21 protein-coding genes and 1 pseudogene are annotated in these 24,509 nt (G+C 42.9%); all 22 read right to left on the bottom strand.

The window, feature by feature from the left end:
* Positions 1–77: 77 nt before the first annotated feature.
* On the bottom strand, positions 78–1,274 hold the full coding sequence (locus QFZ77_RS15550; protein ID WP_307440896.1) for an IS4 family transposase: 1,197 nt from the start codon (positions 1,272–1,274) through the stop codon (positions 78–80).
* Positions 1,275–1,564: 290 nt separating this feature from the next.
* Positions 1,565–1,996 carry a hypothetical protein gene (locus QFZ77_RS15545; protein WP_307440895.1) on the bottom strand — a complete coding sequence of 144 codons (432 nt, stop codon included), beginning with the start codon at positions 1,994–1,996 and terminating at the stop codon, positions 1,565–1,567.
* A gap of 201 nt (positions 1,997–2,197) precedes the next feature.
* A complete protein-coding gene (locus tag QFZ77_RS15540) occupies positions 2,198–2,323 on the bottom strand; it encodes a hypothetical protein (RefSeq protein WP_307440894.1) in 126 nt (41 codons plus the stop codon).
* 165 nt (positions 2,324–2,488) lie between these two features.
* Positions 2,489–3,586, bottom strand: coding sequence for a transposase (locus QFZ77_RS15535; RefSeq protein ID WP_307440893.1), 1,098 nt, complete (start codon positions 3,584–3,586; stop codon positions 2,489–2,491).
* Positions 3,555–4,838: a TniQ family protein gene (locus QFZ77_RS15530; RefSeq protein ID WP_307440892.1), complete on the bottom strand. Its 1,284-nt coding sequence runs from the start codon at positions 4,836–4,838 to the stop codon at positions 3,555–3,557. Before QFZ77_RS15530 ends, QFZ77_RS15535 begins: the two co-directional genes overlap by 32 nt.
* Positions 4,839–5,507: 669 nt before the next feature.
* Positions 5,508–6,791, bottom strand: coding sequence for a C4-dicarboxylate transporter DctA (gene dctA / locus QFZ77_RS15525; protein ID WP_307440891.1), 1,284 nt, complete (start codon positions 6,789–6,791; stop codon positions 5,508–5,510).
* Positions 6,792–6,938: 147 nt separating this feature from the next.
* Positions 6,939–7,817, bottom strand: coding sequence for an NAD(P)-dependent oxidoreductase (locus QFZ77_RS15520; RefSeq protein WP_307440890.1), 879 nt, complete (start codon positions 7,815–7,817; stop codon positions 6,939–6,941).
* Between the two features lie 50 nt (positions 7,818–7,867).
* Positions 7,868–8,266 (bottom strand): cupin domain-containing protein, encoded by a 399-nt coding sequence (locus QFZ77_RS15515; RefSeq protein WP_307440889.1) that lies wholly within the window; start codon positions 8,264–8,266, stop codon positions 7,868–7,870.
* 57 nt (positions 8,267–8,323) lie between these two features.
* Positions 8,324–9,313, bottom strand: coding sequence for an ABC transporter permease (locus QFZ77_RS15510; protein ID WP_307440888.1), 990 nt, complete (start codon positions 9,311–9,313; stop codon positions 8,324–8,326).
* Entirely contained in the window at positions 9,310–10,812 is a 1,503-nt protein-coding gene (locus QFZ77_RS15505) for a sugar ABC transporter ATP-binding protein (protein ID WP_307440887.1), read from the bottom strand. Before QFZ77_RS15505 ends, QFZ77_RS15510 begins: the two co-directional genes overlap by 4 nt.
* 37 nt (positions 10,813–10,849) lie before the next feature.
* Positions 10,850–11,842 carry a sugar ABC transporter substrate-binding protein gene (locus QFZ77_RS15500; protein ID WP_307440886.1) on the bottom strand — a complete coding sequence of 331 codons (993 nt, stop codon included), beginning with the start codon at positions 11,840–11,842 and terminating at the stop codon, positions 10,850–10,852.
* Between the two features lie 22 nt (positions 11,843–11,864).
* Positions 11,865–13,292, bottom strand: coding sequence for an NAD-dependent succinate-semialdehyde dehydrogenase (locus QFZ77_RS15495; RefSeq protein WP_307440885.1), 1,428 nt, complete (start codon positions 13,290–13,292; stop codon positions 11,865–11,867).
* Positions 13,293–13,339: 47 nt separating this feature from the next.
* Positions 13,340–14,725, bottom strand: coding sequence for a dihydrolipoyl dehydrogenase (gene lpdA, locus QFZ77_RS15490; RefSeq protein WP_307440884.1), 1,386 nt, complete (start codon positions 14,723–14,725; stop codon positions 13,340–13,342).
* Between the two features lie 13 nt (positions 14,726–14,738).
* Positions 14,739–16,046, bottom strand: coding sequence for a 2-oxo acid dehydrogenase subunit E2 (locus QFZ77_RS15485; RefSeq protein ID WP_307440883.1), 1,308 nt, complete (start codon positions 16,044–16,046; stop codon positions 14,739–14,741).
* Between the two features lie 16 nt (positions 16,047–16,062).
* Positions 16,063–17,046, bottom strand: coding sequence for an alpha-ketoacid dehydrogenase subunit beta (locus QFZ77_RS15480; RefSeq protein ID WP_307440882.1), 984 nt, complete (start codon positions 17,044–17,046; stop codon positions 16,063–16,065).
* A 32-nt stretch (positions 17,047–17,078) separates the two neighbouring features.
* Complete coding sequence (locus QFZ77_RS15475) at positions 17,079–18,071, bottom strand: thiamine pyrophosphate-dependent dehydrogenase E1 component subunit alpha (RefSeq protein WP_307440881.1); 993 nt, start codon at positions 18,069–18,071, stop codon at positions 17,079–17,081.
* 38 nt (positions 18,072–18,109) lie between these two features.
* Positions 18,110–19,192: a tartrate dehydrogenase gene (locus QFZ77_RS15470; protein ID WP_307440880.1), complete on the bottom strand. Its 1,083-nt coding sequence runs from the start codon at positions 19,190–19,192 to the stop codon at positions 18,110–18,112.
* Positions 19,193–19,212: 20 nt separating this feature from the next.
* Positions 19,213–20,424 carry a M24 family metallopeptidase gene (locus QFZ77_RS15465; RefSeq protein WP_307440879.1) on the bottom strand — a complete coding sequence of 404 codons (1,212 nt, stop codon included), beginning with the start codon at positions 20,422–20,424 and terminating at the stop codon, positions 19,213–19,215.
* Positions 20,425–20,554: 130 nt separating this feature from the next.
* The gene (locus QFZ77_RS15460) at positions 20,555–21,211 is read right to left on the bottom strand and encodes a GntR family transcriptional regulator (protein ID WP_307440878.1); all 657 of its coding nucleotides are present in this window, start codon (positions 21,209–21,211) and stop codon (positions 20,555–20,557) included.
* A gap of 201 nt (positions 21,212–21,412) precedes the next feature.
* Positions 21,413–23,203 (bottom strand): annotated as a pseudogene (locus tag QFZ77_RS37820) (class I tRNA ligase family protein); the annotation flags it as partial.
* A 50-nt stretch (positions 23,204–23,253) separates the two neighbouring features.
* On the bottom strand, positions 23,254–23,883 hold the full coding sequence (locus QFZ77_RS15445; protein WP_307440875.1) for an ABC transporter ATP-binding protein: 630 nt from the start codon (positions 23,881–23,883) through the stop codon (positions 23,254–23,256).
* Between the two features lie 59 nt (positions 23,884–23,942).
* The gene (sigK, locus tag QFZ77_RS15440; protein ID WP_307440874.1) at positions 23,943–24,467 is read right to left on the bottom strand and encodes an RNA polymerase sporulation sigma factor SigK; all 525 of its coding nucleotides are present in this window, start codon (positions 24,465–24,467) and stop codon (positions 23,943–23,945) included.
* Positions 24,468–24,509 lie beyond the last annotated feature (42 nt).

Genomic DNA, 24,509 nt, shown 5'->3' with positions numbered 1-24,509 from the left:
CGCCAAAAAAGTGATATTCATATAAGGTGACGCATTTTACCATTTAATTGGTAATTAAGTGTATTGTTTTCCGAGTTTTAAAGTAATATAATCCGCTGCGGTAACTTGCATGAAGGTCCAAATCCATTTACCTTCTGCCTGCCTCGGGATTTCCGAGTGGGCGGACGAAATACCGCGTTCTCCAGTTCTTCCCACATCTTATACATGTAGGTCCTTACTAGTTTCAGTACTTGCCACTGTGTTTTTGGGGTCTGTAGATTAAGCTTTAGTAATAAGCTTACTGCAAAAGCAATCAGCGACAGAAACAGTTGGTTCCATACTCCGTCAGGATGGGATCCGTGCAGCTTTACAAGTTTCAGATGCTGCTTGACCCATTTAAAGAATAATTCTATCCGCCAACGGTTCTTGTAGATCAGCGCAATCTCATCGGCCGTTAAGTCCCATCGACTTGTTAGCACGCGGTATTGCCGTCCTGTTTCATCTGCAAAGGCAACCAAACGCGCAGGCTTCGTCGTTTTGTTCGTAAGGACGTCAACATCTTGTAGAATTCGAGTTTGGGCAGATTCTGACGATGGAATCGTTCGTTCCGTACCTGGTACCGGATGGAGTTGTAAGAGGTCGCGGACCCGAACAACAAACTGAATCCCGTCTGTTAGCCATTTCTCAACATGCTCACTCTTTTCATAGCCCCGATCCATCACATAAGTAACGTCATCTTCAAGGGTTAGTTCGAGTGATACCTTTGCTTCCCGAACATTTACCGTAGAGGCGATTACTTTATCAGGAAAGACGGTATCCGAGTCAGCTACTACCAGGCGGACATGCAGTCGAACACCCGTTTTTCGTGAGCCGCACCTTGCCCAGCTTCCAAGAAAATCCGGAAGTCTAATATCTGTGGCATCAATCAGATGTAATCTCCCGATGGAAGGAGAGAAACCATTACCATCCTTGGTTCTTTCTTGGATTTGGCCAATCAAATGGTAGAACAAGTCCTGTAGAGTGTCTGTGCACAGTGCCTTCGTTTCCCGGGATAATTGAGGACCGCTAACCGATGTCATACCAAAGATTTGACCTAGCTCAGGATGAGCTTGCAGTTGCTCCGTAATATCTTCATAGGACTTTAATTGCAGCAATTGTGCAAGAACGTGTAGCCCAATGGCTCTACCCGAGTACAATTTGTGAGTCCGATGATCGTCCCAGAAGAATCGCTGTTTGGGCAGGTTTAATACATATAAGCATTGACAAATGACTCGAATATTTTTATTGTTATCCATGGTGGGCTCCTTTTGTGGAGAATGATGGATAACGCGTCATTCTTAACAATAGGAGCTTTTTTCATAGACGTCCACGAAAATACAACATAATATTCCTTATTTAGGAAATATTTTAAGCGAAATTTTCATGTCAGGTTTGATGCATGCGTAGTGTATGTTTCATTGTTATTACCTAATTACTTATTTTGTTATACTGCCCTTAACACAAAAGGCTGCACGCGGCAGCCTTTTGTGGTTTGTTCAACTATAGTTTCCGTTAGCTTAATGATATATCTTACCGAAAAGCCTGCCTAGAATTGTCTCCCAAACTGTTCCTTAAATAAGGCTCTGATTGGTTCTACGAAATCTTTATTGGTCTTGTAATATACATTGTTTACATTCCCTGATAGAAACCCAAATTTTTTAACTTCGCCTTCATATAAAGTAATTCCAAATACGTCCCCAGCCCTTACACCTTGATCCTTTTCAGGTATTAATTTAATATCTTTAATTTGGTTAAGCCAGTTTTGAATTATTGTCCGATCTGCTACTATTTTTCTTTCCCCTGAAGAACCATCAAACAATTCGACTCTATTTACATTTGTTAAATTCCCAGGATAAGCATCTGTTAATGTAATTGATATTAATTGAGTAGGTTTAGTTTGTTCAGAATATTTTTGTTGAGATGAACATGCACTCAGCAAAAACAAGCTTAAAATCGCAACGATTAAAAATTTTCTCATGAAATCCCCTCTTCCTTAATAACTACTAATCATTTAGACGTTCAGCATCCATAAAAGTTTCCATCATTTTACAGTATTTCTATCTTGGTTATTCCACTCTACTGCCCGTCCCTCGGTTTTAAGGGTTTATCTCACATTTACTCACTCATTCGCAGGATTTCATCGCCATGTATAACAGCTGTCGTCCAGAAAGTAAGCTTATTAAACACCGTCGTTCCATGTTTGGATATGCGGGAACAGAAGAAACGTGTAGAACATTTCTCCAAGTGCTATTCTTCTGCACGCATACTCCACTTTCTCCTTGGCGTTCACCATCCCATGGCTCAACGGGTCTATGCCCTCACATTCCTTCGTTACACCTGACCAAGGCGTGGAGACCGATAGCGTTTAGCGGATGGGTCTGAAGCCCTTGCCGGGCAGTAGCTCGGTTCTCCGTGCTTTCTTTTTTGAAATCCTGCGAATGAGTCAATCTATGTGATCTTTAAGTTCGTTTTAAGCAGCTTGCGTAAACGTTGGAGCAGCTATCTCAGGAGAAAAAGTTTCTCCTTTTTGAACAATACTAATGATGATTCGTGCCAGTTTTCCAAGCAGTTTAAATACAGACTGTTGCTTCTTCATATGCTTGATTTGAACATTATTCTCATGTAACTGTCGGAACACAGGATTATTCCCTACGAGCTGGATCGTGGCTAGATATAGATATTTTCGCAGCGTAGCATCGCCTCTTTTAGAAAGCACGATCTGTCCTTTACGTTTTCCCGACGTGCTTTCGGCTAGGTTCAAGCCGGCTTTACGTAATAATTGGCGCCCATGCGCATACTGTCTAAGGTCACCAGCACCTGAAAGAATAGCTGCCGTACAGATTGAGCCTAGTCCTTTGATAGATCGAAGCTGATCGGCCATAGGAATTTCACTGAGCAATTTTTGGATATCTTTTTCAATTTCATTTAGTATTTCAACAATCCGTTCGAACTCTTGCAAGAGTCGGTGTAAATCCTGATTCGCTTCATTGGGAGCAGTCTTGTCGCCTACACTTCGCTTAGCTAGAGAGATAAGTTGCGCAGCTTTCTGCATGCCAGTGGAACCACCGGCTCGCTGCATATGCGCTCTCCAAGCAGTGATCACATCAGATACGGACAGAGACTCTATATCCTGCGGAAATGGGAATTCCTTAAGCGTAGCCAAGGAACGTTTGCAGGTCCAATCTTTAAACACAGAAAAATATTCAGGGAAGCGAATGTCTATCCAGCGGATGATTCGGTTCTGCAGCCGTACACTATTTGTCACCCAATATTCCCGATCACTCATCATTGTTCTCAACCTTTGAAAGACTGCAGCTTGTCGAGAGTATTCATAGTAAAATCCTCGGCTGACCACGTCGGCAATGACAAGCGCATCCTTCGGATCATTCTTAGATGGACTATTGTCGTGATTCTCCTTGTTTCTTTTGGTGGTGGCCGGATTATTAGTTTCACCGTTGAAAGTTTTACTTTTGTTATTTACAAACTCATACAGATTATCTACAAAACTTTCCAGAATAAAGATCCTATGACCTTTTTTAACTAAGTGATCTATTGCTATTTTTGTCATTGTTGTATTTGATGTTTTCGAATCTCTTTGCAGCTTCTCTCACTGTAATAAACCCTAATTCTTTTACTGTTTCATCTACGATCTGGTTTCTATTATTTTTTGCGGCTAATTCTCTTTGCTTTTTATAGTTCTCTAAAGAGGGTTTTTCGATTAGTATTAAGTTTTTAGAAGGTCTAATAACAATTATACCTTCCAGTAAACCTTCATTAATTAGTGCTGAAAAATTAATAGATTTCGTACCCAGGAGTTTACTCGCCTGAATTGCACTAATATATTTGCTGTTTAAGGTCGCATTTAAGAATTTCGGACCATTTCCTCCATCCCAAATATTTTGTATATACTTCATATATTCTTCGGTAAAAAATCTAAAACTAGGGGTTAGAGATAGTTTCTTCATTTCAACATGAAAACGTCCATAATCTCTTTTTAATCCCGTTAGAAGATGATATTTTTTAGGTATCTTTTTGAATTCATTCAAAAAATCATAAAATGATTGCGGCCAGTTAATAAAAATACCGAAAGCTTCGTTAACGATTTTATCATTAAATTGAACATCACTAGATTCAGTGAATGCAATTCTTCTCTGATAAAAACCATTTGAAATTTTTATAGATAAGAATATTATTAGGTACAATATTAAATCAATCTCTAACTTTTCAAATCCCTCTGAAATTTTTGGGGTTATCTGATTTTTATTTTTATTATTTTTTTTTGATATTAGTTGTCCTAAATCAGAATTTTCACACCCTATAATCAAATTGTTCGATATCATGTATCCACATTTGCATAAATCACTTAAAATATCTTGATTTGTCATATATCTATTACAATTTATGCATCTACACATTAATAAACAATTATGAATATGACATCTTGTATAAATATTTATATCCCAAATTTTCCTATAATAAATACTTTCTTTTAAACATAACGGACAGAACTGTTTTTTTACATTTCTAATAGCAAATCGCTCAATTGTATTTTGAATTACTGAATTTGAATTTTTAATATTCAAAGATAAGTCGTCAAATACAACTTGATTAATTCCAGTAATTTCAGCGAGAATGGATGTATCTATTTTTTCATTTCCCAGTTGAAATCCATGGGTACGTATTTTACTAAGATCTATTCCTAGCACCTCAAATATCCAAGCTTTATCATAGTTATTTACATTAGCTAATCGATAAATATAGCTAACTAAACTTTCATCTTCATAAACTTTGGGGACAAATAGCAATTTCTTAGTATTCATAATTCCTCAGCTCCATTAATTCTACGATTATTATGAAAATGGGCAAACGAAAAATATTATCGTTTGCCCTGTTGTATATTTATTCATTATTTCGTATAAAAACAATTTCCAAGGAATATTGCAACAAATCGTTGTGATGTTTCATAAATAAATATAAAACGGAGTCCGCAAACCCGCGCGGCTCCGTTTATTTTGTTTCATAATTATTTAGATTTTGCCTCTAGGTATATCCAGTCAACACTTCTGTTTCAAAATTAATTGCAATAGAGATTATACAATTATGCAATTTATGCATAATTATTCATGAAATTAATTAACCTTGAAAGTTGCCCATTTGAGGGACCAAATTTGAAATGGCAAAGTGTGAAAACCAATTGAAAAATGAGGATTTATAATAATGCAAAAAAGCACATTAGACTTGCACGCACTGCAACAAGTGCAAGTCTAAAAACCGCAACTGGATTAGCAAAAATTTAAGCTCATTGAAAGAGATTCCTTAACTTTCATTGTACCAATGATAATAAACATCAAATACAGCATCTAGCAGTAGCCTGTTATACCAAGTGGGAGGAGTCCAGTAATACCCTTAAATATAATCTTCTCTCTTCCCATCATAAACAGCCCCACTCCAATAGAGTAAGGGCTGTATCCATTATTCAAATAGATTTGCTATACCGAGAATGCATTATCCTCATTCGCAACAGGGAGATTTTTACTTTTCGAGTTATCAAACTGATTCTCGCTTTTCGAAATCACAACCGTCGCGACGGCGTTGCCGATCATGTTGGTGATCGCCCGTGCTTCAGACATAAATCGGTCGACACCGAGGAGCAGAGCCATACCTTCGATTGGAATAATATGACCCGGAAGGGCAGTCAATAAAGATGCTGTAGCAACGAAAGCAGTACCGGAGACACCAGCGGCTCCCTTAGAGATAAGCATCGCTACACCAAGCATTGTCAGTAACTGAGCCCAGTTCAGATGTACGTCGAAAGCCTGAGCGATGAACAATGGCGCCATAACCATATAGAGTGAGCTTCCATCAGGGTTAAAGGAGTATCCCGTTGGAACGACGAGGCCAACAACAGATTTAGAGCAGCCATATTGTTCAAGTCGTTTCATTAAACTTGGCAATGCGGATTCAGAAGAAGATGTTCCTAAGACAAGCAATATTTCTCCTTTAATGAATTTAAGCAAGTTAAAAATGTTAAACCCGAAGTATCGCGCGATCAGCCCTAGAACGATTACGATAAATAAGAACATAGTGATATAGACACAAGCCATCATCTTCCCTAACGAGAAGAGAGAACCGATTCCGAACTTGCCGATCGTGAAAGCCATTGCGCCGCCTGCTGCTAAAGGCGATACGCGCATGATGATGCCAACAATTTTAAAGAAGACCTCATTGAGTCTTTCGAGAAGATCTGTTAACGGTTTTGACCTTTCCTTCAATGGCAGAAGGGCAAAAGCGAACAGAAGTGCGAAAAATAATACAGGAAGCATGTCGCCTTTAGCAAACGCGCCAATAACATTATCAGGAACAATATTCACGAGGAAATCAATCCAGCCTTGCGAGGCATCATTTGCTTGCTTCGTAATCTTGGCTACATCCGCAGCAGCTTTGCCTAACTGGCTGGTATCCATACCTTTGCCAGGCTGAACGAAGTACATCACGGAGACGCCAATAATCATGGCAAGTGTTGTTACAAGCTCAAAATAGAGCAGTGCCTTTCCACCGATGCGGCCGACCTTTTTTAAGCTGCCCATGTTGTTTATGCCTATGACAATAGTTAGGAATACAATGGGGACGATAACCATTTTAATTAATTTAATGAACACATCGGCTAGCACTTTCAGTTGTACACCAAATGTAGGGAAAATCTGTCCAATAAAAACACCGATAATAATAGCAATAATTACTTGTACCGTTAAGTTTTTAAGATTGACCCTCATGCTAATCCCTCTTTTCTTATTTTGTAAGTGTTTCACATCATTTCACATCAAAATGAATCCGCTTACATTAATAATTCATAAAAAAGAGGGCATTATGTTCACTCTAAAGTAAACCGATGCCCTCCCATGCTGCTCCTCAGGTTGTTCCTAGTCTAATCCAGCGTCCGATTCCAGTGATTTAATTAGGGCTGCCCATTCCAGATCCCCCCAGCCGCGTGAGATTCCCTCCAAAAAGTGGTTTCGTACTAAGTCAGCAATTGGCAGTGGCGTAGACACAGCCTCCGCCGCTTGCAGCATAAGCTTTACGTCCTTCAGACCTAGTTTCATTTTGAACCCGGCCGGTTCAAAGAGACGTTCATTGATAATTCTTCCGTAATTTTGATAAATCGGGGAACGGAAAAACGAATTTGCAACCTCTAAGAACTGCCCAGAATCTACGCCATGCTTACGCACGAGCACCAGAGCTTCTGATAGTGCCTCAAGCATGGCGATAATGAGGAAGTTGTTCGCGAGCTTGACGACGTTGGCCATTTGAACCTCATCTCCGACTACGAAGATATTTTTTCCTAAAGCCTCCAAAACCGGCCAAACTTTCTCACGCGCTTCTGCCGGACCGGCTACCATGACGCGAAGTTCAGCCGCTTCCGCTGCATCCGGACGGCCCAAAACGTTAGCGGAAACGCACTGTTGACCGTGAGCTTGGTGAGCATCGGCCATCCGCTTCGCTAGATCAATGCTGATCGTGCTTGTAGATACATGGATCCCCCCTGATGGCAGTCCTTCCAAAATCCCGTTTGTGCCAAAAACAACTTCTTCCGCAGCGGCATCGTCCGCTAGCATACTAAGAACAATACCTGCCTCACGAGCCACTTCAGCAGGCGTCGCGCAAAACTTAGCACCTTGCAAGATCAATGGATCAGCCTTGGAAGCTGTGCGATTATAAACCACCAATTCATGTCCTGCTTTAAGAATGTTTTGAGCCATGGGAAACCCCATGTTACCTAGACCTACGAATCCTACTTTCATTTTCTTCACTCCCTCAATAAATTTTGATATAGAAATATTAAATAACTGTATTAATCAACCTGCACATAACCAGCTTTCTTTAAAGAAGGAGCACCGCCATAGAGCCATACGGTTTCCATTTCTTCTGTCGGATGTGTATTTTTGAAATAATGTCTTTCTCCTTTTGGAACAAACAGCAGGTCTCCTGGACCAATTTCAAATTGCTCGTCACCGCTGATCGCGATGCCATGTCCGCGAATAACATACAGAATCTCTTCCGCGTTCGGATGAGCATGGAGCTCATGAGCACCTCCTCCAGGACCGAATATGGTGTGTCCGAAAGTGGTATATTGAGATCCCATCGTATCTTCGGTACATACCCACTTAACTTCCATCCGGACCCAGCCCTCTTCACTTTTAAGCGTCTGGTCACTGCTAACTTCGCTGATATTAATTTTACGAACTGTCATTATGTTCATCCTACCTTTCTCTAAACCCTAATTTGATCAGCTTAACTAATTTCCATCCTATTTAGCACGATTTCGGAATCGGTCAATGAGAACGGCAATAATAATGATTGCACCAATGACTACCTGCTTCCAAAATGAAGATACATCCAGTAAATTTAAACCGTTGCTTATTATACCAATCAGTAAGGCACCATATAAAGTTCCCCATACCCCACCGACCCCACCCATTAGACTTGCCCCGCCGATGACGGCAGCTGCAATCGCATTTAACTCATAGCCTTCAGCTGCAGTTGGCAGAGCGGTATATAATTTGGATGTTAGTAAAATAGCTGTAAGTCCTGCAAAGGCACCAGCTACTGTGTAAACAACCCATTGAACCCGATCTACTCGAATTCCAGACAATCGCGAAGTTTCCTCACCTCCCCCAATTGCGTATAAATATCTGCCCATCCAAGTTTTCTTAAGAATGAAATGTACGATGATCAACAAAACCAACATGATTAAAACCGGCGTCGGTATCCCCAGTACATTTCCGCTTCCTATAAATTGATAGGAAGTATTACTAATCGCAATCGAATTTCCGGATGTAATAACCAAGGCTAACCCTTTGGCAATACCCATCATTCCTAATGTTGCGATAAATGGAGATAATCTGGTCTTAGCGACCAACAAGCCGTTCACCGCGCCACAAGCTGCGCCCGTAACTATTCCTACAAGAATGGCTATAAAGAAATTACCGCCATTAACAAGATAAAGTGCGGTGACAATACCGGCCAATCCGACAATAGAACCCGCCGATAAATCGATTCCCCCAGTGATGATGACCAATAACGCTGCCAGTGCTAATATAAAGTTCTCTGAAATTTGTTGGGCAACGTTTAATAAATTGGAAATCGTCAAAAAGTTAGGTGTCATTAAGCTGATAACCGTACAGAACAACACTAAAGCAACAAACACAGAGTACTTCCGCAAAATTTGCAGTAAGAGGCTGGACTTAAGCCATCGCCGATTCGCTACTTTTTGAAAATGGGGCTTAGAAATGTTCAATTCTTATACCTCCCCATCATACAGCTTAAAATTTTTTCAGAATCTGCTTCATCCTTCTCAAAAATTGCTGTCACTTTCCCCTGGTGCATAACAAGAATCCGATCGCTCATTCCCATAATCTCAGGCAATTCGGAAGAAATCATGATAATAGAAACTCCTTGTTTCGTTAGTTCGATCATGTTTTGGTACACTTCCGTTTTGGCGCCCACATCTATGCCGCGTGTGGGTTCGTCGAAAATGAACACTTTAGCTTTCGCACATAACCATTTGGCCAAAACTACTTTTTGTTGATTTCCGCCACTCAGATTTATCGTCTTAAAGTGCACATCAGGTGTTTTGATTTGCAGTCTTGTCTTAAATTCTTCCGCCAATCGCTTTTCCTCGGTTTTATCAATAACTCCAATTGGGGATATGTATTTTAAGATAGGCAACGTAATATTTTCCTTGATGCCCATTCCAAGTAGAAGCCCCTGCCCTTTTCTATCCTCCGGAATTAACGCAATGCCATGGTGTATGGCCTCACTAGGATGACGAATCCTGGTTTTTTTTCCGTTCAAGTAAATCTCTCCGGAATCAATCGGATCCGCTCCATAAATAGCCCGCACAAGCTCCGTTCTTCCCGCTCCAACTAAGCCTGCGATGCCGAGTATTTCTCCTTTCTTCAAGGAAAAAGTGATATCATGTAGCTTTCCTTGGCGCGAAAGATTTCGGACATTAAGCACCTCCTGCCCCTTTTCACTAGAATTGCCCGGGAATCTTTCTTTGATTTCTTTACCAACCATTGCTTTAATCAGCATATTTTCATCCACATTTTGCAATGCGTTTTCGAGAACTACCCGGCCTCCCCGGAGGATCGTAATCCGGTCCCCGATCTTCCAAAGCTCTTCGATCCGATGCGATATGAAAATAATTCCTTTACCCTTACTCTTTAATTTCCGTATGACAGAAAATAATCTTTCAACTTCCTGCTTGGATAACGAAGATGTCGGCTCATCCATCACCAGGATATCCGGATCTGCTAATAATGCCTTCGCAATTTCAATCATTTGTCGATCCGCGATTGGCAAATCCTGTACTTTAGCATCGGGATTCACATGAATCCCCAGGTCTTCTAAAATACTTTTGGTTTTCAGAACCATTTCCCTGAATCGAACAGTTCCCAAAAACCGATTAGCCAGAGGCATTTTCCCCAAGAATACGTTCTCTGTCACAGTTAAGTTCGGCAGTAAATTTAGCTCCTGATAGATCGTGAAAATACCTAGTTTTCCTGCTTTAATGGGATTTAACCCAGTGACTTCCCTGCCTTTAACCCATATTTTGCCGTTGGTGCACTGGTATGCCCCCGAGAGGATTTTCAATAACGTGGACTTGCCGGCTCCATTTTCCCCCATCAACACATGCACTTCACCAGTGCGGACAGTAAAGTTGACATCCTCCAACGCTTTTACTCCAGGGAATTCCTTCGAAATGCCTGCCATACGCAGTAGGACTGTAGACATCGAACCACCTCTGTGTGAAAATGTTTAGTCCCGGTGATTATTTCAAAAATTCATCCACATTTTTAGCTGTTACAATTTCCGTGGTCACCATTTGAGTCGCTTCCACCGCATTTCCCTTCACTGCTTCAAGAGCTGTTTTGACGCTGTTATAGCCTTCTTTATCAGGATGATTGCTGATGGTAGCCAGCATTTCGCCTTTTTTAACGGCTTGCAGTGCGAGTGGCGTAGCATTAAACCCAACAACCCGAATTTTCTCTGACTTTCCGGCGTTCTGTATGGCTCGTATAGCCCCTAAAGCCATTTCGTCGTTAGATCCGATAATAAAGTCAATGTCAGGGTGCGCCTGAATCATATTTTGGGTCACGGTAAATCCTTGATCCTGAGAATAGTTGGCGGTCTGGGATGCTACCACTTTAATACCCGGTTCTTTATCGAGACTCTTGTGATATCCCTGAAGTCTTTCTTCTGTGGTTGACTGCCCACGTGATCCTTCAAGAATGCCTACTTCTCCTTTGCCAAGAAGAGCATCTACCACAAATTTGCCCATATCAGCAGCTGTGCTCAGATTCTCATACCCGATAAAAGAAACGATCTTACCTCCGCTCGCGCGCGTATCGACGATCACAACCGGAATTCCGTTTCCATTGGCTTTATCAATCGCGGGTACAATGGCTTCCGGTCCGATCGGTGCGATAACAATTGCGCTCACATGCTGCTGGATCAAGTCCTGTACGATGTTGAGCTGAGCCGCAACATCCGTAGAATTTTGTCCCGCCTTCCAAACAAGCTTCACGCCCAGTTCATCTGCCGCTTTTTGAGCTCCTTTATTCATGAGCTGGAAGTAAGGATTATCCATCGTTTTTACAACAAAACCGATCGTAATCTCTTTGGATGCCGCTTTGGGTGATTCTTTAGCTTGACTTATTACAGAAGTCGTTTGATTGCTCCCACATCCTGCAAAAATCAATGTACTCGTTAGAACAAAAAGTAAAGCTGCGTATTTATTGCGGTTCAAAGCACTTTTTTTCAATTGCCATCCCCCCGCTCACTATTTACAAACCAATTGAAACATACTTGGTCTCTAAAAATGCTTCCAAGCCTTCGATCCCGCCTTCACGTCCTAAACCACTCTCCTTCATCCCGCCAAAAGGTGCTTGCGCTGCCGAAGGAAGTCCATCATTCCAACCGATAATTCCAAAATCCAACTGATGAATGACATTCATACCCAGACTATGACTCTCGGTAAAAACATAGGCAGCTAAGCCGTACGGAGTTAGATTTGCATATGCTATGGCCTCTTCGACAGTTGAAACTTTTTGGATTGGAAGAACGGGACCGAAAGTTTCTTCATTCATGATCAGCATTTCCTGGGTCACATCAGACAAGACGGTAGGCGTATAATAATAAGCATCTTCTTGTACTTCTTTCCTGCTCCCGCCAACCCAGCATTTAGCACCTAAACTTGTTGCATTATGTACGTGCTCTTCGACCTTCAGGAAGCCATTCTTATCGATAAGCGGGCCAATATCTACCCCATCGTCCATGCCGTTTCCAACCTTAAGCTGCTGCGTTTCATGGACCAATTTCTCAAGAAATTGATTATAAATGCCATCCTGCACATAGACACGGTTTCCGCAAATACAAGTTTGACCGCCGTTACGGAATTTGGAAGCGATTACACACTTAACCGCTTTATCAACATTCGCATCATCGAGGATCAGAATCGGGGCGTGGCCACCGAGCTCCAAAGAAAGATTTTTTACATGCTGTGCCGCTTGGATCATCAATTCCTTCCCAATCTCAGTAGAGCCGGTAAATGTGACTTTACGAACTTTGGGATTGCTTAAAAATTCCCCGCCAATTTCAGCAGCATTTCCGGTTACGAGATTGACAACCCCCTTCGGAATCCCTGCCTGTTCCGCCAACTTGACCAGCATAATCGCAGTAAGCGGTGTTTGCTTAGCCGGTTTCAAAACAATTGTGCATCCAGCTGCAAGCGCAGGACCCATTTTCCGCGTAATCATAGCTGCTGGGAAATTCCATGGGGTGATTGCAGCAACTACGCCAACGGGTGCTTTCAATACAAGCATTTCTTTGCCATCAACATGAGAGGGAATCGTTCTGCCGTAAACGCGCTTGCCTTCTTCAGCAAACCATTTAATGAAAGAAGCGGAATACCGGACTTCTCCCTTCGCTTCCGCCAGCGGTTTTCCCATTTCCAACGTCAAAATACTGGCAATTTCATTCATATTGTCAATAATTAGATGATAGTATTTCTCTAAGTAGTCTGAGCGTTCATAGGCTGTCAAACGGGACCAGGAAGCAAAGGCTGAATGAGCAGCATCGATTGCGTCACGCGTCTCCTTTTTCCCAGCTTTAGGAACCGTCCCTATGATTTGACTTGTAGCCGGGTTTTGGACTGGGATTTTATCTAAGCTTGCCCCTGTCCACTGTCCATTGATATAGATAAGCTGGTCCAAGTTCAATTCCTCCATTCAGTAACAGTTGAAAATTTCGAAACGCGACCTTACATATGAATCCCGATACCCAAGTGAGCATTGGCTCCCTCAAACAGTCCCTCCGAGAGGGTAGGATGAGGATGAATCATCTTGGCTAGTTCATCAACTGTGCCCTCCAAATAAATAAAAGCAGATGCTTCTGAAATCATTTCCGTCGCGTGAGCGCCTACAATGACGACGCCTAGGAGCTGACCGTAAGTTTTGTCGGCAATTATCTTCATGAAACCTTCCGATTCACCTGAAGCCATCGCTTTCCCCGAGTGATTTAGCGGGTAGATCGTTTTTTGTACGGAGTAGCCTAATCTCTCCGCTTCACTTTCACTGAGCCCGACACTTGCTATTTCGGGAAATGTGTAGATGCAGCGAGGAACGACCTGATAATTGACAGCTTCCCCAGCATTTAAAATGGCATTGGAGGCAGCAACCAATCCTTCCGCACTGGCAACATGTGCCAGCTGAAAGCCCCCAATGACATCGCCTACCGCGTAAACATTAGGAATATTCGTCTCCATACATTCATTTACAGATAAGAATGGGCCATTCAGCTTTAACCCCAAATCCGTGATCCCGCTCATGTTGGGTTTTCTTCCAGCAGCCATAAGCACTTCATCAAAGAGGTGTTTTTCAATCTTTCCTTCCGGCGTACGAATGGTGATTTCTTTTTTCCCTTGATTAGGCCCAAAGGATTCCACTTGATGACTTGTCAGCAGTCGAACACTTTTCTGTTTCAATGATTTGTGAAGAGCTGCCGATGCATCTGGATCCTCACTGGATATAATTCGATCGGCCATTTCAATAATGGTAACTTCCGTTTGCAGATTAGCAAAGATACAAGCCAACTCCACACCGATCACTCCACCGCCAATAATAGCCAGTGATTTGGGGATTTCCGCAATGTCAAATATGGTATCCGTTGTATGAATAAAGATTTGATCTGTTCCAGGTATATTCGGAAGAAACGTTCTGGACCCTGTCGCTAAAATGACTTTATCGGCTTGAATCCGCTCTTGATGTTCTCCTGATTGTATGAGAATGGATAAGTTCGGATCTACGCTGCCCATGCCTCGAAAAAGCTGAATATGATTTTCTTTCAACAAATAGGAAATACCATTGCGGAGCTTTTGGATGATTTGTGTTTTTCTCGCTAACATTTTGTTCAAAGAAAACGTCAGGCTGCCTGTCTCGATGCCCCAATCCTTCGCCTTTTTGATATGTTCAATGATTTCAGAATGACGAAGCAGCGTCTTTGAGGGGATGCAGCCCCTGTTCAAACAAGTGCCACCAAGTTCATCGGCTTCAATTAAGGCTACAGATGCACCTGCCTTTGCAGCACGAATGGCCGCAACATAACCTCCAGGTCCGCCTCCAAGGACAGCTATATCAAATTGCTTCATGCTTTTCATCCCCTTAAAGTAGCAATTCTAAGGGGTTTTCCAAAATCCCCTTAATTTCGGTAAGAAACGCTGCCGCCGGTGCACCATCGATTACCCGATGGTCAAAGGACAGACTAAGGGTCATCATCGGACGCAATTCTATAGAACCGCCAACCCCTACCGCTTTATCATGAATTCGTCCCGCACCTAAAATCGCCGATTCAGGCTGGTTAATAATAGGTGTGAAGGAGTCTACGGCATACATGCCTAAATTACTAATTGTAAACGTTCCGCCCGTCATCTGATCTAGACCCAGCTTTTGTTCACGAGCAAGTTTCCCTAATGTTTTGGACTCTTCCGTCAAAGCAGCCAGCCCTTTTTTATCCACATCGCGTATGACTGGTACCAGCAAACCATTCGGAACAGCAACTGCGAGTCCAATATGGACATCTCGGTTCAGCATGATATAGTCACCCTGCAAGGAGGCATTAACCATAGGATGGTTGCGCAGCGCATGGGCGACTGCCTTCATGATCATCTCCGTATAAGAAAGCCTGAATCCTGTCCGTTTTTCAATGGAAGGAAGCAGTTGTTCCCGAAGCTTCATCACTTGCGACATATCCGCCTCAGAAACGAGTGTAACGTGCGGCGCAACGAAAGCGCTTTCAACCATTCTTCGGCCAACGACCTTACGAATGCCCTCAACACGGACCCTCTCTGCCAATCCTTCGATAGGTTTCATTTCAATGGACTCCGATAATTCCGGCAATTTCTGCTGCAGGTGAGACTGCACATCTTGGCTCGTAATCTTGCCACGGATGCCAAATCCTTTGATATCATCTACTACCAGCTGCTGGTCTTCTGCCATTTTTCTCGCCAATGGAGTAACTACGATCTTATCCGCCTTGCGGGCGACAAAATTTTCCACATCAGATCGATGAATCCGGCCTAGTGGTCCAGAACCTGTAACTTGCCGTAGATCCACGTTTCGGTCACTGGCCAATTTCCTTGCCGCTGGCGTCCTGCGTAATTTTCCTACAGCAGATGGGACCTGTTCTCTGGCTTCCATAACCGATTGTGCTGCAGGTCCCGGAATCGCCTCGCCTTCGTTCCCGATGTATGCAATAACTTGCATGACAGGAACATCCTCATCCTGCTTATATAGGGTTTTCAGTAAAATGCCGGACACTTCCGCTTCCACTTCAATATTCACTTTATCTGTCATAACTTCGAGAAGTATTTCTCCACTGATTATCGAATCACCTTCTTTTTTGTGCCACATCAAAATCTTGCCATTTTCCATAGTTGCGCCTAATTTAGGCATCAGGACTTCTGTAGCCACGTTATTCACTTCCTTCTTACACTCTCAATAAAGTGGATTTTACAGCTTGGATAATATCCCCTACTTGAGGCACAGCAAGTTTTTCAAGCTCAACATTGTAAGGTATAGGAATCGGAAGGCCAGCAACGCGCTGAATAGGCGCATCTAGATAATCGAAGGCTTCACTTTCCTGAATCATGCTGACAATCTCGGCACCATAACCTCCTCTTTTTACCGCTTCGTGTACGACAACGGCACGCCCGGTCTTTTTCACAGATTCAATAATGGTTTCTTCATCCAAAGGCACTAAAGTTCGCGGATCCACAACCTCTACACTAATTCCTTCCAGCTCCAACTGCTTCGCCGCCTCCAACGCTTTGTGCACCATAATGGAAGTGGCGATAATCGTAACGTCCGTTCCTTCCCGTTTGATATCAGCTTTACCTAGTGGAATTGTGTAAGGCTCTTCCGGAACATCACCTTTCATCCCATACAACAGTTTATGTTCATAAAATATGACAGGGTTATCATCATCCATAGCCGCTTTCAACAAGCCTTTAGCATCGTATGGGGTTGACGGTTGAATAACCTTTAAACCGGGGATATGGGTCATCCATGCCTCTAGGCTCTGTGAGTGCTGAGCAGCTAATCCAGCTCCGGAACCCCCAGGGGTTCTAACAACTATGGGCACATTTCCTTTTCCACCAAACATATAGCGCAGCTTCGCAGCTTGGTTGACAATCTGATCTGTAGCAATTGTAATAAAATCAGAGAATTGAATTTCCAAGATTGGACGCATACCAGTCATTGCAGCACCAATGGCACAGCCTGTAATGGCAGATTCCGAAATCGGAGTGACACGAACACGCTCGCTTCCAAATTCTTCAATCATTCCGTTCGTTACACCGAAGGCTCCGCCATATACACCGATGTCCTCTCCCAAAATAAAAACAAGTTCATTCGTGCGCATTTCCTGGCTCATAGCTTCCCTAATTGCTTCTTGATATGTCGCTAGTCTCATCCAAATTCCCTTCGCTTTCCAATAAGGTTAGGTTAAGCGTATACATCTTCTTTAAGCGTATCGATATCGGGTGGCGGGCTGCTTTCCGCGAAATAAACGGCTGCATCTACTTCAGCTAGCACACTATCCCGCATGGTTAGATCCTGTTCATCAGTTAACAAACCTTCCTCAATCAACTGCTTCTTGAATAGTAAAATAGGGTCTCTCTGGTTGATCCATTCAAGTTCTTCTTCCCGGGCTCTATATTTCCGTGCATCGCTTTTGGAATGCCCTTTCCAACGATACGTCTTTGCTTCGATCAAAGTAGGACCAAACCCAGTACGGGCCCTCTTCACTGCTTCATTGGTGACATCCATAATTTCTATTACATTGGAACCGTCCACAACTACGCCAGGGATGCCGTAAGATACAGCACGATCGGCAAGATTCTCGATGTTGACCATCTCCTTGATTGGACCGGACATCGCGTATCCGTTATTTTCGCAGAAAAAGATAACTGGTAGTTTCCAAATAGACGCTAGATTCAAAGACTCGTGAAAATTCCCTTCGTTGGTTGCTCCATCTCCAAAGAAGCAAAGGACCACATAGCCCAGATCCCTCATCTGAGAAGTAAGAGCCGCTCCTACAGCTAAGGAATGTCCTCCGGCAACAATCCCATTCGCCCCTAAATTGCCAGTCTCCAAGTCAGCGATATGCATGGAACCTCCTTTCCCTTTGCAATACCCCGTTGACTTACCTAATATTTCTGCCATCATCCGGTTGATATCGGTTCCTTTGGCAATACAATGTCCATGTCCCCGATGCGTGCTGGTAATTTTATCAGCAGGCTCCAACATCGCACATGCGCCTACAGCGGTTCCCTCCTGTCCAATGCATAAGTGCATTGTCCCGTGGATTTTGCCCCGCATAAACAATTGTTCGACCTTTTCTTCGAAAATACGTACGGTATACATCTTGTATAAAATATCCAGCAGCAATTCTTTTTCGTAAGCTAGAAGTTTTTGTTTCGTTGTCCCTGGCAGCATGAGTAGAACCTCCTTGTTGAGGAATAATCAATAATCGATTATTTTATGGCAAAAGAATGATCTAATAAGGCTACGATTTCATCTCCAACTTCTGTCGTAGTAGCCGTTCCTCCCATGTCCTGTGTGAGAACCGCACCACGAACAATCAGTTCTTCCATGGTCTTAATTAATTTATTGCCCCAATCCGAATGACCGAGAAAATCTAGCATTTGGCTTGCGGACCAGACCGAAGCGAGTGGATTGGCCGTTTGCTTCCCTGCATGGCGCGGAGCTGATCCATGGATCGGCTCGAACATCGAAGGATATTTCCGCTCAGGATTAATGTTAGCGCCTGCAGCCAGACCAAGTCCCCCTGCGATAGCCGCTCCCAAATCGGTTAAAATATCGCCGAATAAATTAGAAGCTACAACAACTTCAAATCTCTTTGGATCTTTAATGAAATACATACTAGCCGCATCAACGAGGTAGGAACTGGTTTTTACATCGGGATATTCCTTGCCCACTTCATCAAACACCTGATCCCAAAATACCATTGAATAATTCAAGGCATTGCCTTTACTAATGCTGGTTAACGTTTTTCCATGCTTGCGTGCTAGTTCATAAGCATAACGAATGATTCTTTCCGTACCTTTCCGAGAGAAAACACCGGTCTGTAGGACGACCTCTTGCGGGGAATCTTTCATTAACCATTCACCGGCTCCCGCGTACTCCCCTTCGCTATTTTCACGGATAACTAACATATCTACTTGCTCCGATAGGATATTATTCAGGGGGCACCGCACACCGTCAAGCAATTTAATAGGTCGTAAATTGACATATTGATCAAAACCTTTTCTTATTTTAAGAAGCAGTCCCCAAAGAGAAATGTGGTCTGGAACTCCCGGATAACCAACCGCCCCTAAATAAATCGCGTCAAAAGCTTTTAGTTGCTCCAGACCGTCGTCATCCATCATTTTCCCATGCCCCAGATAATACTCGCAACCCCATGGAAAATAGGTAAAATCAAACTGAAAACTCCCGTCCAGTTCGGCTGCTTTATTCAAGACCTTTACACCTTCAGTGATAACTTCCGGACCTATTCCATCACCTGGAATCACTGCGATTCTATACGTTTTTTTCATATCCATCCCTCCCTCTTAAACTAGTAATTCCAAGTTGATAGCAGTTCATTGGCAGGGAAGGTAGTAATTACTTTACAGCCATCCTTGGTAATAACAACCTGCTCTTCAATACGAGCAGCATCGCCTTCTTCACCATAATAGGTTTCAAGAGCAATGTGCATACCTTCTTGAAGCACTTCAGGCATATCAATTGAATTTTGATGGCTAATTATAGGTTTTGCCCAGTGAGAAACACCTACGCCATGACCGATAAATAATGCCAATGTTTCGTATTCATTATCATAACCCAGTTGTTTATAATCCGGCCAAAGTTTGGCGATTTCATCTGTGCGGACGCCTGGTTTAATCATTTTGATTGCATCGTATAACCAATCGTATGCTTTCTTATAAACACGTTTTTGTCTTTCGGTTGGACGACCGCATACGAATGTGCGATAGTAGCACGTTTTGTAGCCGTTAAAATCATTCACAACATCCAAGAAGACCATGTCGCCCGGACGAATGATTCGATCGGAGAAATCGTGCGGATGCGGATTAGCACGATCACCACTGATGACATTAACGTTGTGAACATTTTCTGCTCCGAGCTCATATAAACGCTTTCTCATCATGGCATAAACTTCGTTTTCACGAATTCCCGGCTTAATCATGTTGAAAACATCCCAGTAAGCACCATCAACCATTGCCGCGGAAATTTCGAGACACTGGATTTCTTCTTTCGTTTTAATGGTTTGAGCATTCAACATCGTTTGCTGACCGTCTACTAAAACCAAACCATTTTTTTGAAGAGCTTGAACGATTGGCACAGTCAAGACATCTACGCCAATAGGCTCTTTTTCCAAGCCATATTCTTTTAAAATGGAAGCGATTTCATTTATGCTATATTCAATAGTACCAAGCTCAGGCGGCATCGTACCTCTCATATCCGTTTTAGCTGGACGAATATCTTTTAACCAAGGGCATAGCGCTTTTCTCGAAGGAACAGCACTGCCGATTTCAAACAAAATCGGATCTTTCCCCTTTGGTAATAAAGCATATCGTCCTAACTTATTATTGGACCATTCACCCAGTTTGGTACTTGTGATATAACGAATATTGTCCGGATCATAAACTAGTAAAGCTCCAAGACCATCTTTTTCCATTTGATCCCTTGTTTTTTGCAATCTGTCTTTGCGAAGTTTATCGTAATTAATTCTCATTTCGTGATCGACTGCCATAGTTCCATATGTCATTGAAAATCCTCCTTTTATATGTGTTTAAATAATAAACTTTTTTTGTCCCATTTCTTATTTTCGTTTTCGGCCTACATATAACATCCCCCCTCTCAATAACCTTTAGGGTATGACCTGACTTCTTGTTCATTTATATTTCCAAAATCTCAATTAACTCGGTAAAATGGGCATGCATGACCGCCGAAGCCTCTTCCTCACTTCTTTTCTGAAGCGCTTCCAAAATCGGAAGGTGCCGTTCAACGATCTCCCGTCCGCTCAAAGATTTTAAAACACGTCCACCAAAATACGTCCATTCCGCTACACTCGCTGCTTTCCACGCTTTTACGAGGATAGCGTTACCGGAGGACTCGATAATGAAGGAATGAAATTCATTATCTAATAAACTTCTCGCTCTGATATCTCCCGCTTCTTCCGAGGCTAGCATCTTACGATACAGGTCTTCCAATGCTTCCAAATCATTGTCAGTCAACCGTTTGATTGCTCCACGAATCCCAAATGATTCTAGCTCAGCACGTACCAGATAGGCGTGCTTTAAATCCTCTAGAGTGAAGCTGCGGATAAACGTGCCACGGTAAGGGATGGTTTCCAATAAGCCTAACTGCTCAAGATCCCGAATTGCCTCACGCACAGGAGCTTGGCTGACACCTAAATCTTTGGCAATTTGCGTCTCCACAAGACGTTCGCCAGTTTTAAATTGTCCACTTATGATTAAATCCGTTAAATAATTTTTAATATCCTCGCGTAGAACCTGCCTTTTGAGCAGTGGATTTTGAACTGATTTTTGCAATGTATTAACCTCCACAAGATGAATAATAAATAATCGATTATCGTTTATAAGCTTATTTTATATTCTTTAACTAAAATTTGCAATACTTTTCCTTTAAATTTTATAAAGATTTTTCAAAGCTTGTCCAAGTATGGACCGCGCCAAGAAACTTCGGAAAGCTGTCTACAAGATTGACGAAACATGAAAAATAAGTTTCCAGCCAGATAGCTGTTTTAAATAGTTTTGAACGGGGCCGACGAATTTTCCGTATTTTTTGCCGGCAACTTTCAAGTTCAGTCTTAAATTGTAGTTAACGAAGCTGCTATCGCTTTGTTCCACTCGGATTGCTTTAACGTTGATTTCATCTTTTATGATATCCTCGAATGGGTTCAGATTAAATTCGCGGTCTATCGAGACGATCAGTTCGGATAAAGGCTGGCGAGTCTTGATCCCCATTTCATTCCGGACGCTGCGTGCCAGCTCGACAATTTGTCGTACGGTTTCCATGTCACTTTCCAGCTCCCCATCAATAACGTGTCCCATTACCAACGGATAATCAGTTAGATGGACGCTGCCTTCGCCGCCAAGGTTGCTGAAAATATCTTCGGCAATGAGAGGGATATATGGTGCAATCATCTGAGCCAGTGTTAACAAAACTTTGCGCAGTGTTTGGTACGCAAATACCTTGTCTTCTGTCATTTGGCTGCCCCAGAAACGGTCACGTGAGCGACGAATATACCAATTGCTAAGCTCGTCGACGAACGTTTCTATATGCTTTGCCGGGTTCAAAAAGTCGTAAACCTCAAGCCCCTTCACTACGTTTTGCAAGGTGGTATTTAATCTCGATAGCACCCAACAGTCTAATTCGTTCTTAGAAGTTTGCTGTGGATAGTCTTCGGGATTATATTGATCGTATCACACTTTAGACTTTGCCTCGGCTACAATCTGCTTCGAAAACCTCTTGCTGTACCACGGTGCGCTGTCAGAGAGCAGGGCCCAGCGAAACGCGTCCGCTCCGTATTCATCGATAATTTCCCATGGGTCAATGACATTCCCTTTGCTTTTGGACATCTTTAGACCGTTTTCATCCAACACGTGTCCATTTGAAATTACCGCTTTGTATGGAGATTTTCCGGTATACAATGTTGATACCGCCATCAGGCTGAAGAACCAGCCTCTCGTTTGGTCGATGCCTTCGCAGATCATATCAGCAGGATACTGATCATGGAATAGCTTTTCATCACCGAACGGATGATGGTACTGGGCAAACGGCATTGAACCGCTATCGAACCACACGTCGATTACTTCAGGTGTTCTTACCATGGTGCCTCCACAAGAGCAGTGTAATTTAACATTGTCCACATAAGGTTTATGCAGCTCCAAGTGCTCACTGATTGCTTCCACAGATTTTTCACGCATATCTTTATGGCTTCCAGGCGCATACTCGGATGTGCAATCCGGGCAAATCCAGATGTTCAGCGGAGTACCCCAGTATCGATTCCGACTAATATTCCAATCCACAAGGTCTTCTAGGAATTTGCCGAAACGTCCTTCGCGTATATGGGAAGGGTACCAATCGATTGTTTTGTTATTCTCAATCAACTGATCTTTGACTGCGGTCGTTTTGATGAACCAGCTTTCCATCGCATAGTAGAGCAGAGGCGATTTACACCGCCAGCAGAATGGGTAGCTGTGTTCATATCGTTCCTTCGAGAACAGCAGGTTGCGTTCGGACAAGTTTTTCACGATATCGACGTCAGAATCTTTGACAAATCGTCCGGCGAAATCGGTATAAGTCCGGCCAAGTTCACTACGCTCACGAAACCCAATTCGTGCTGGCGGCTCGTACGGTAGTCGTCCTGCCCCATACGCCGGTGCCGTATGAACGATGCCGGTACCATTCATATCGCTGACATAGTTGGCATCTACAACAATATGCCCTTTGTTCACGCTGATATAGGCGAAAGGGGGCTCTTAAGCAGTTCCTATGAATTCCGAACCTTTGTGAGTTGTCCCTCCGTCTTGTTGAAAGCTACAATTGTCCAAATATAAAAATTATCCGATTAATTGATCCTAAACCTACTCGTGAGGTTAAGATTTACATGCATAAAGATAAATTGATGCCTTATACAGCCCGAACCTTTATTAATCATATTCCAGAATTCTTCTGAGATTTTGCTACGAGTTTTTTGAACAATATTGCGGCACTGGGTCTCCTCCAACGATCGCGCTATAGCAACACGTTGCTGCTGTCCACCAGATATCTCTGATGGAAAATGCTTCTTACGATCCAGCAAGTCCACCGACTCTAGTGCATGTAAAACGAGAGGCTCTCTTTCCTTTTTGCTCAGTCTCCGATAGATCAAAGGCAACTCCACATTCTCATAGGCACTTAATCTCGGCAGCAAGTTGAAGCTTTGAAAAACAAAACCAATCTTCTGATTACGAATCTCAGCAAGCTGAGAATCTTTAAGTAAGTTAATTGCTTGACCATCCAGGTCATAAACACCTTTATCTACAATATCCAAACACCCGATGATGTTCATCAGCGTTGATTTACCGGAACCCGACGGCCCCATAATAGCTACGAACTCCCCATGATCAATATCTAACGAGACATCATCTAATGCTTTAATCGTTTCCTCGCCCATAGCATAGTATTTACTGGCATTCTCGATATGGATTAACGTCATAACCTTCACCTCCATTACTTGGACAGGGTCCAAATAAATGAAGCATCCGATTCGTAACCTTACCTCTTTGCCTTATAAAACTCATGATACAGCTTCATGAGTGCCCTTTTCTCAATTCGCGACACGTAGGAGCGGCTAATCCCCAGCTCTTTAGCAATCTCCCGCTGCGTCCGCTCTTCCCCGCCAAGCTCCAGCCCAAACCGACCAACGACGACTTCCTTCTCGCGATCGTCCAAGATTTCCAAGTTCCGAAATATTTTGCTCTTCTCTATCTTGAGCTGCACCTTATCCACGACATCGTCGGCCTCCGTGCCAAGGATATCGATCAATGTAATCTCGTTCCCCTCTTTGTCCGTTCCGATGGGATCATGCAAGGACACATCTTTCCGTGTTTTCTTCAGCGATCTCAGATGCATCAAGATCTCGTTCTCGATACAACGAGCGGCGAAGGTTGCCAGCTTCGTCCCTTTGTTCGGCGAGAACGATTCAATCGCCTTAATCAATCCGATTGTCCCGATCGAGATCAAATCCTCGAGATCTTCTCCTGTGTTGTCGAATTTTTTGAGGTTGTGTACTCGAAGCAACGTAAATGCCCTCTATAAATTCCCGCTTGGAGAACAAAGAGC

The sequence above is a fragment of the Paenibacillus sp. V4I3 genome (assembly GCF_030817215.1).
Lineage (GTDB): Bacteria > Bacillota > Bacilli > Paenibacillales > NBRC-103111 > Paenibacillus_E.
This window is presented reverse-complemented; position numbering and strand designations above follow the sequence as displayed.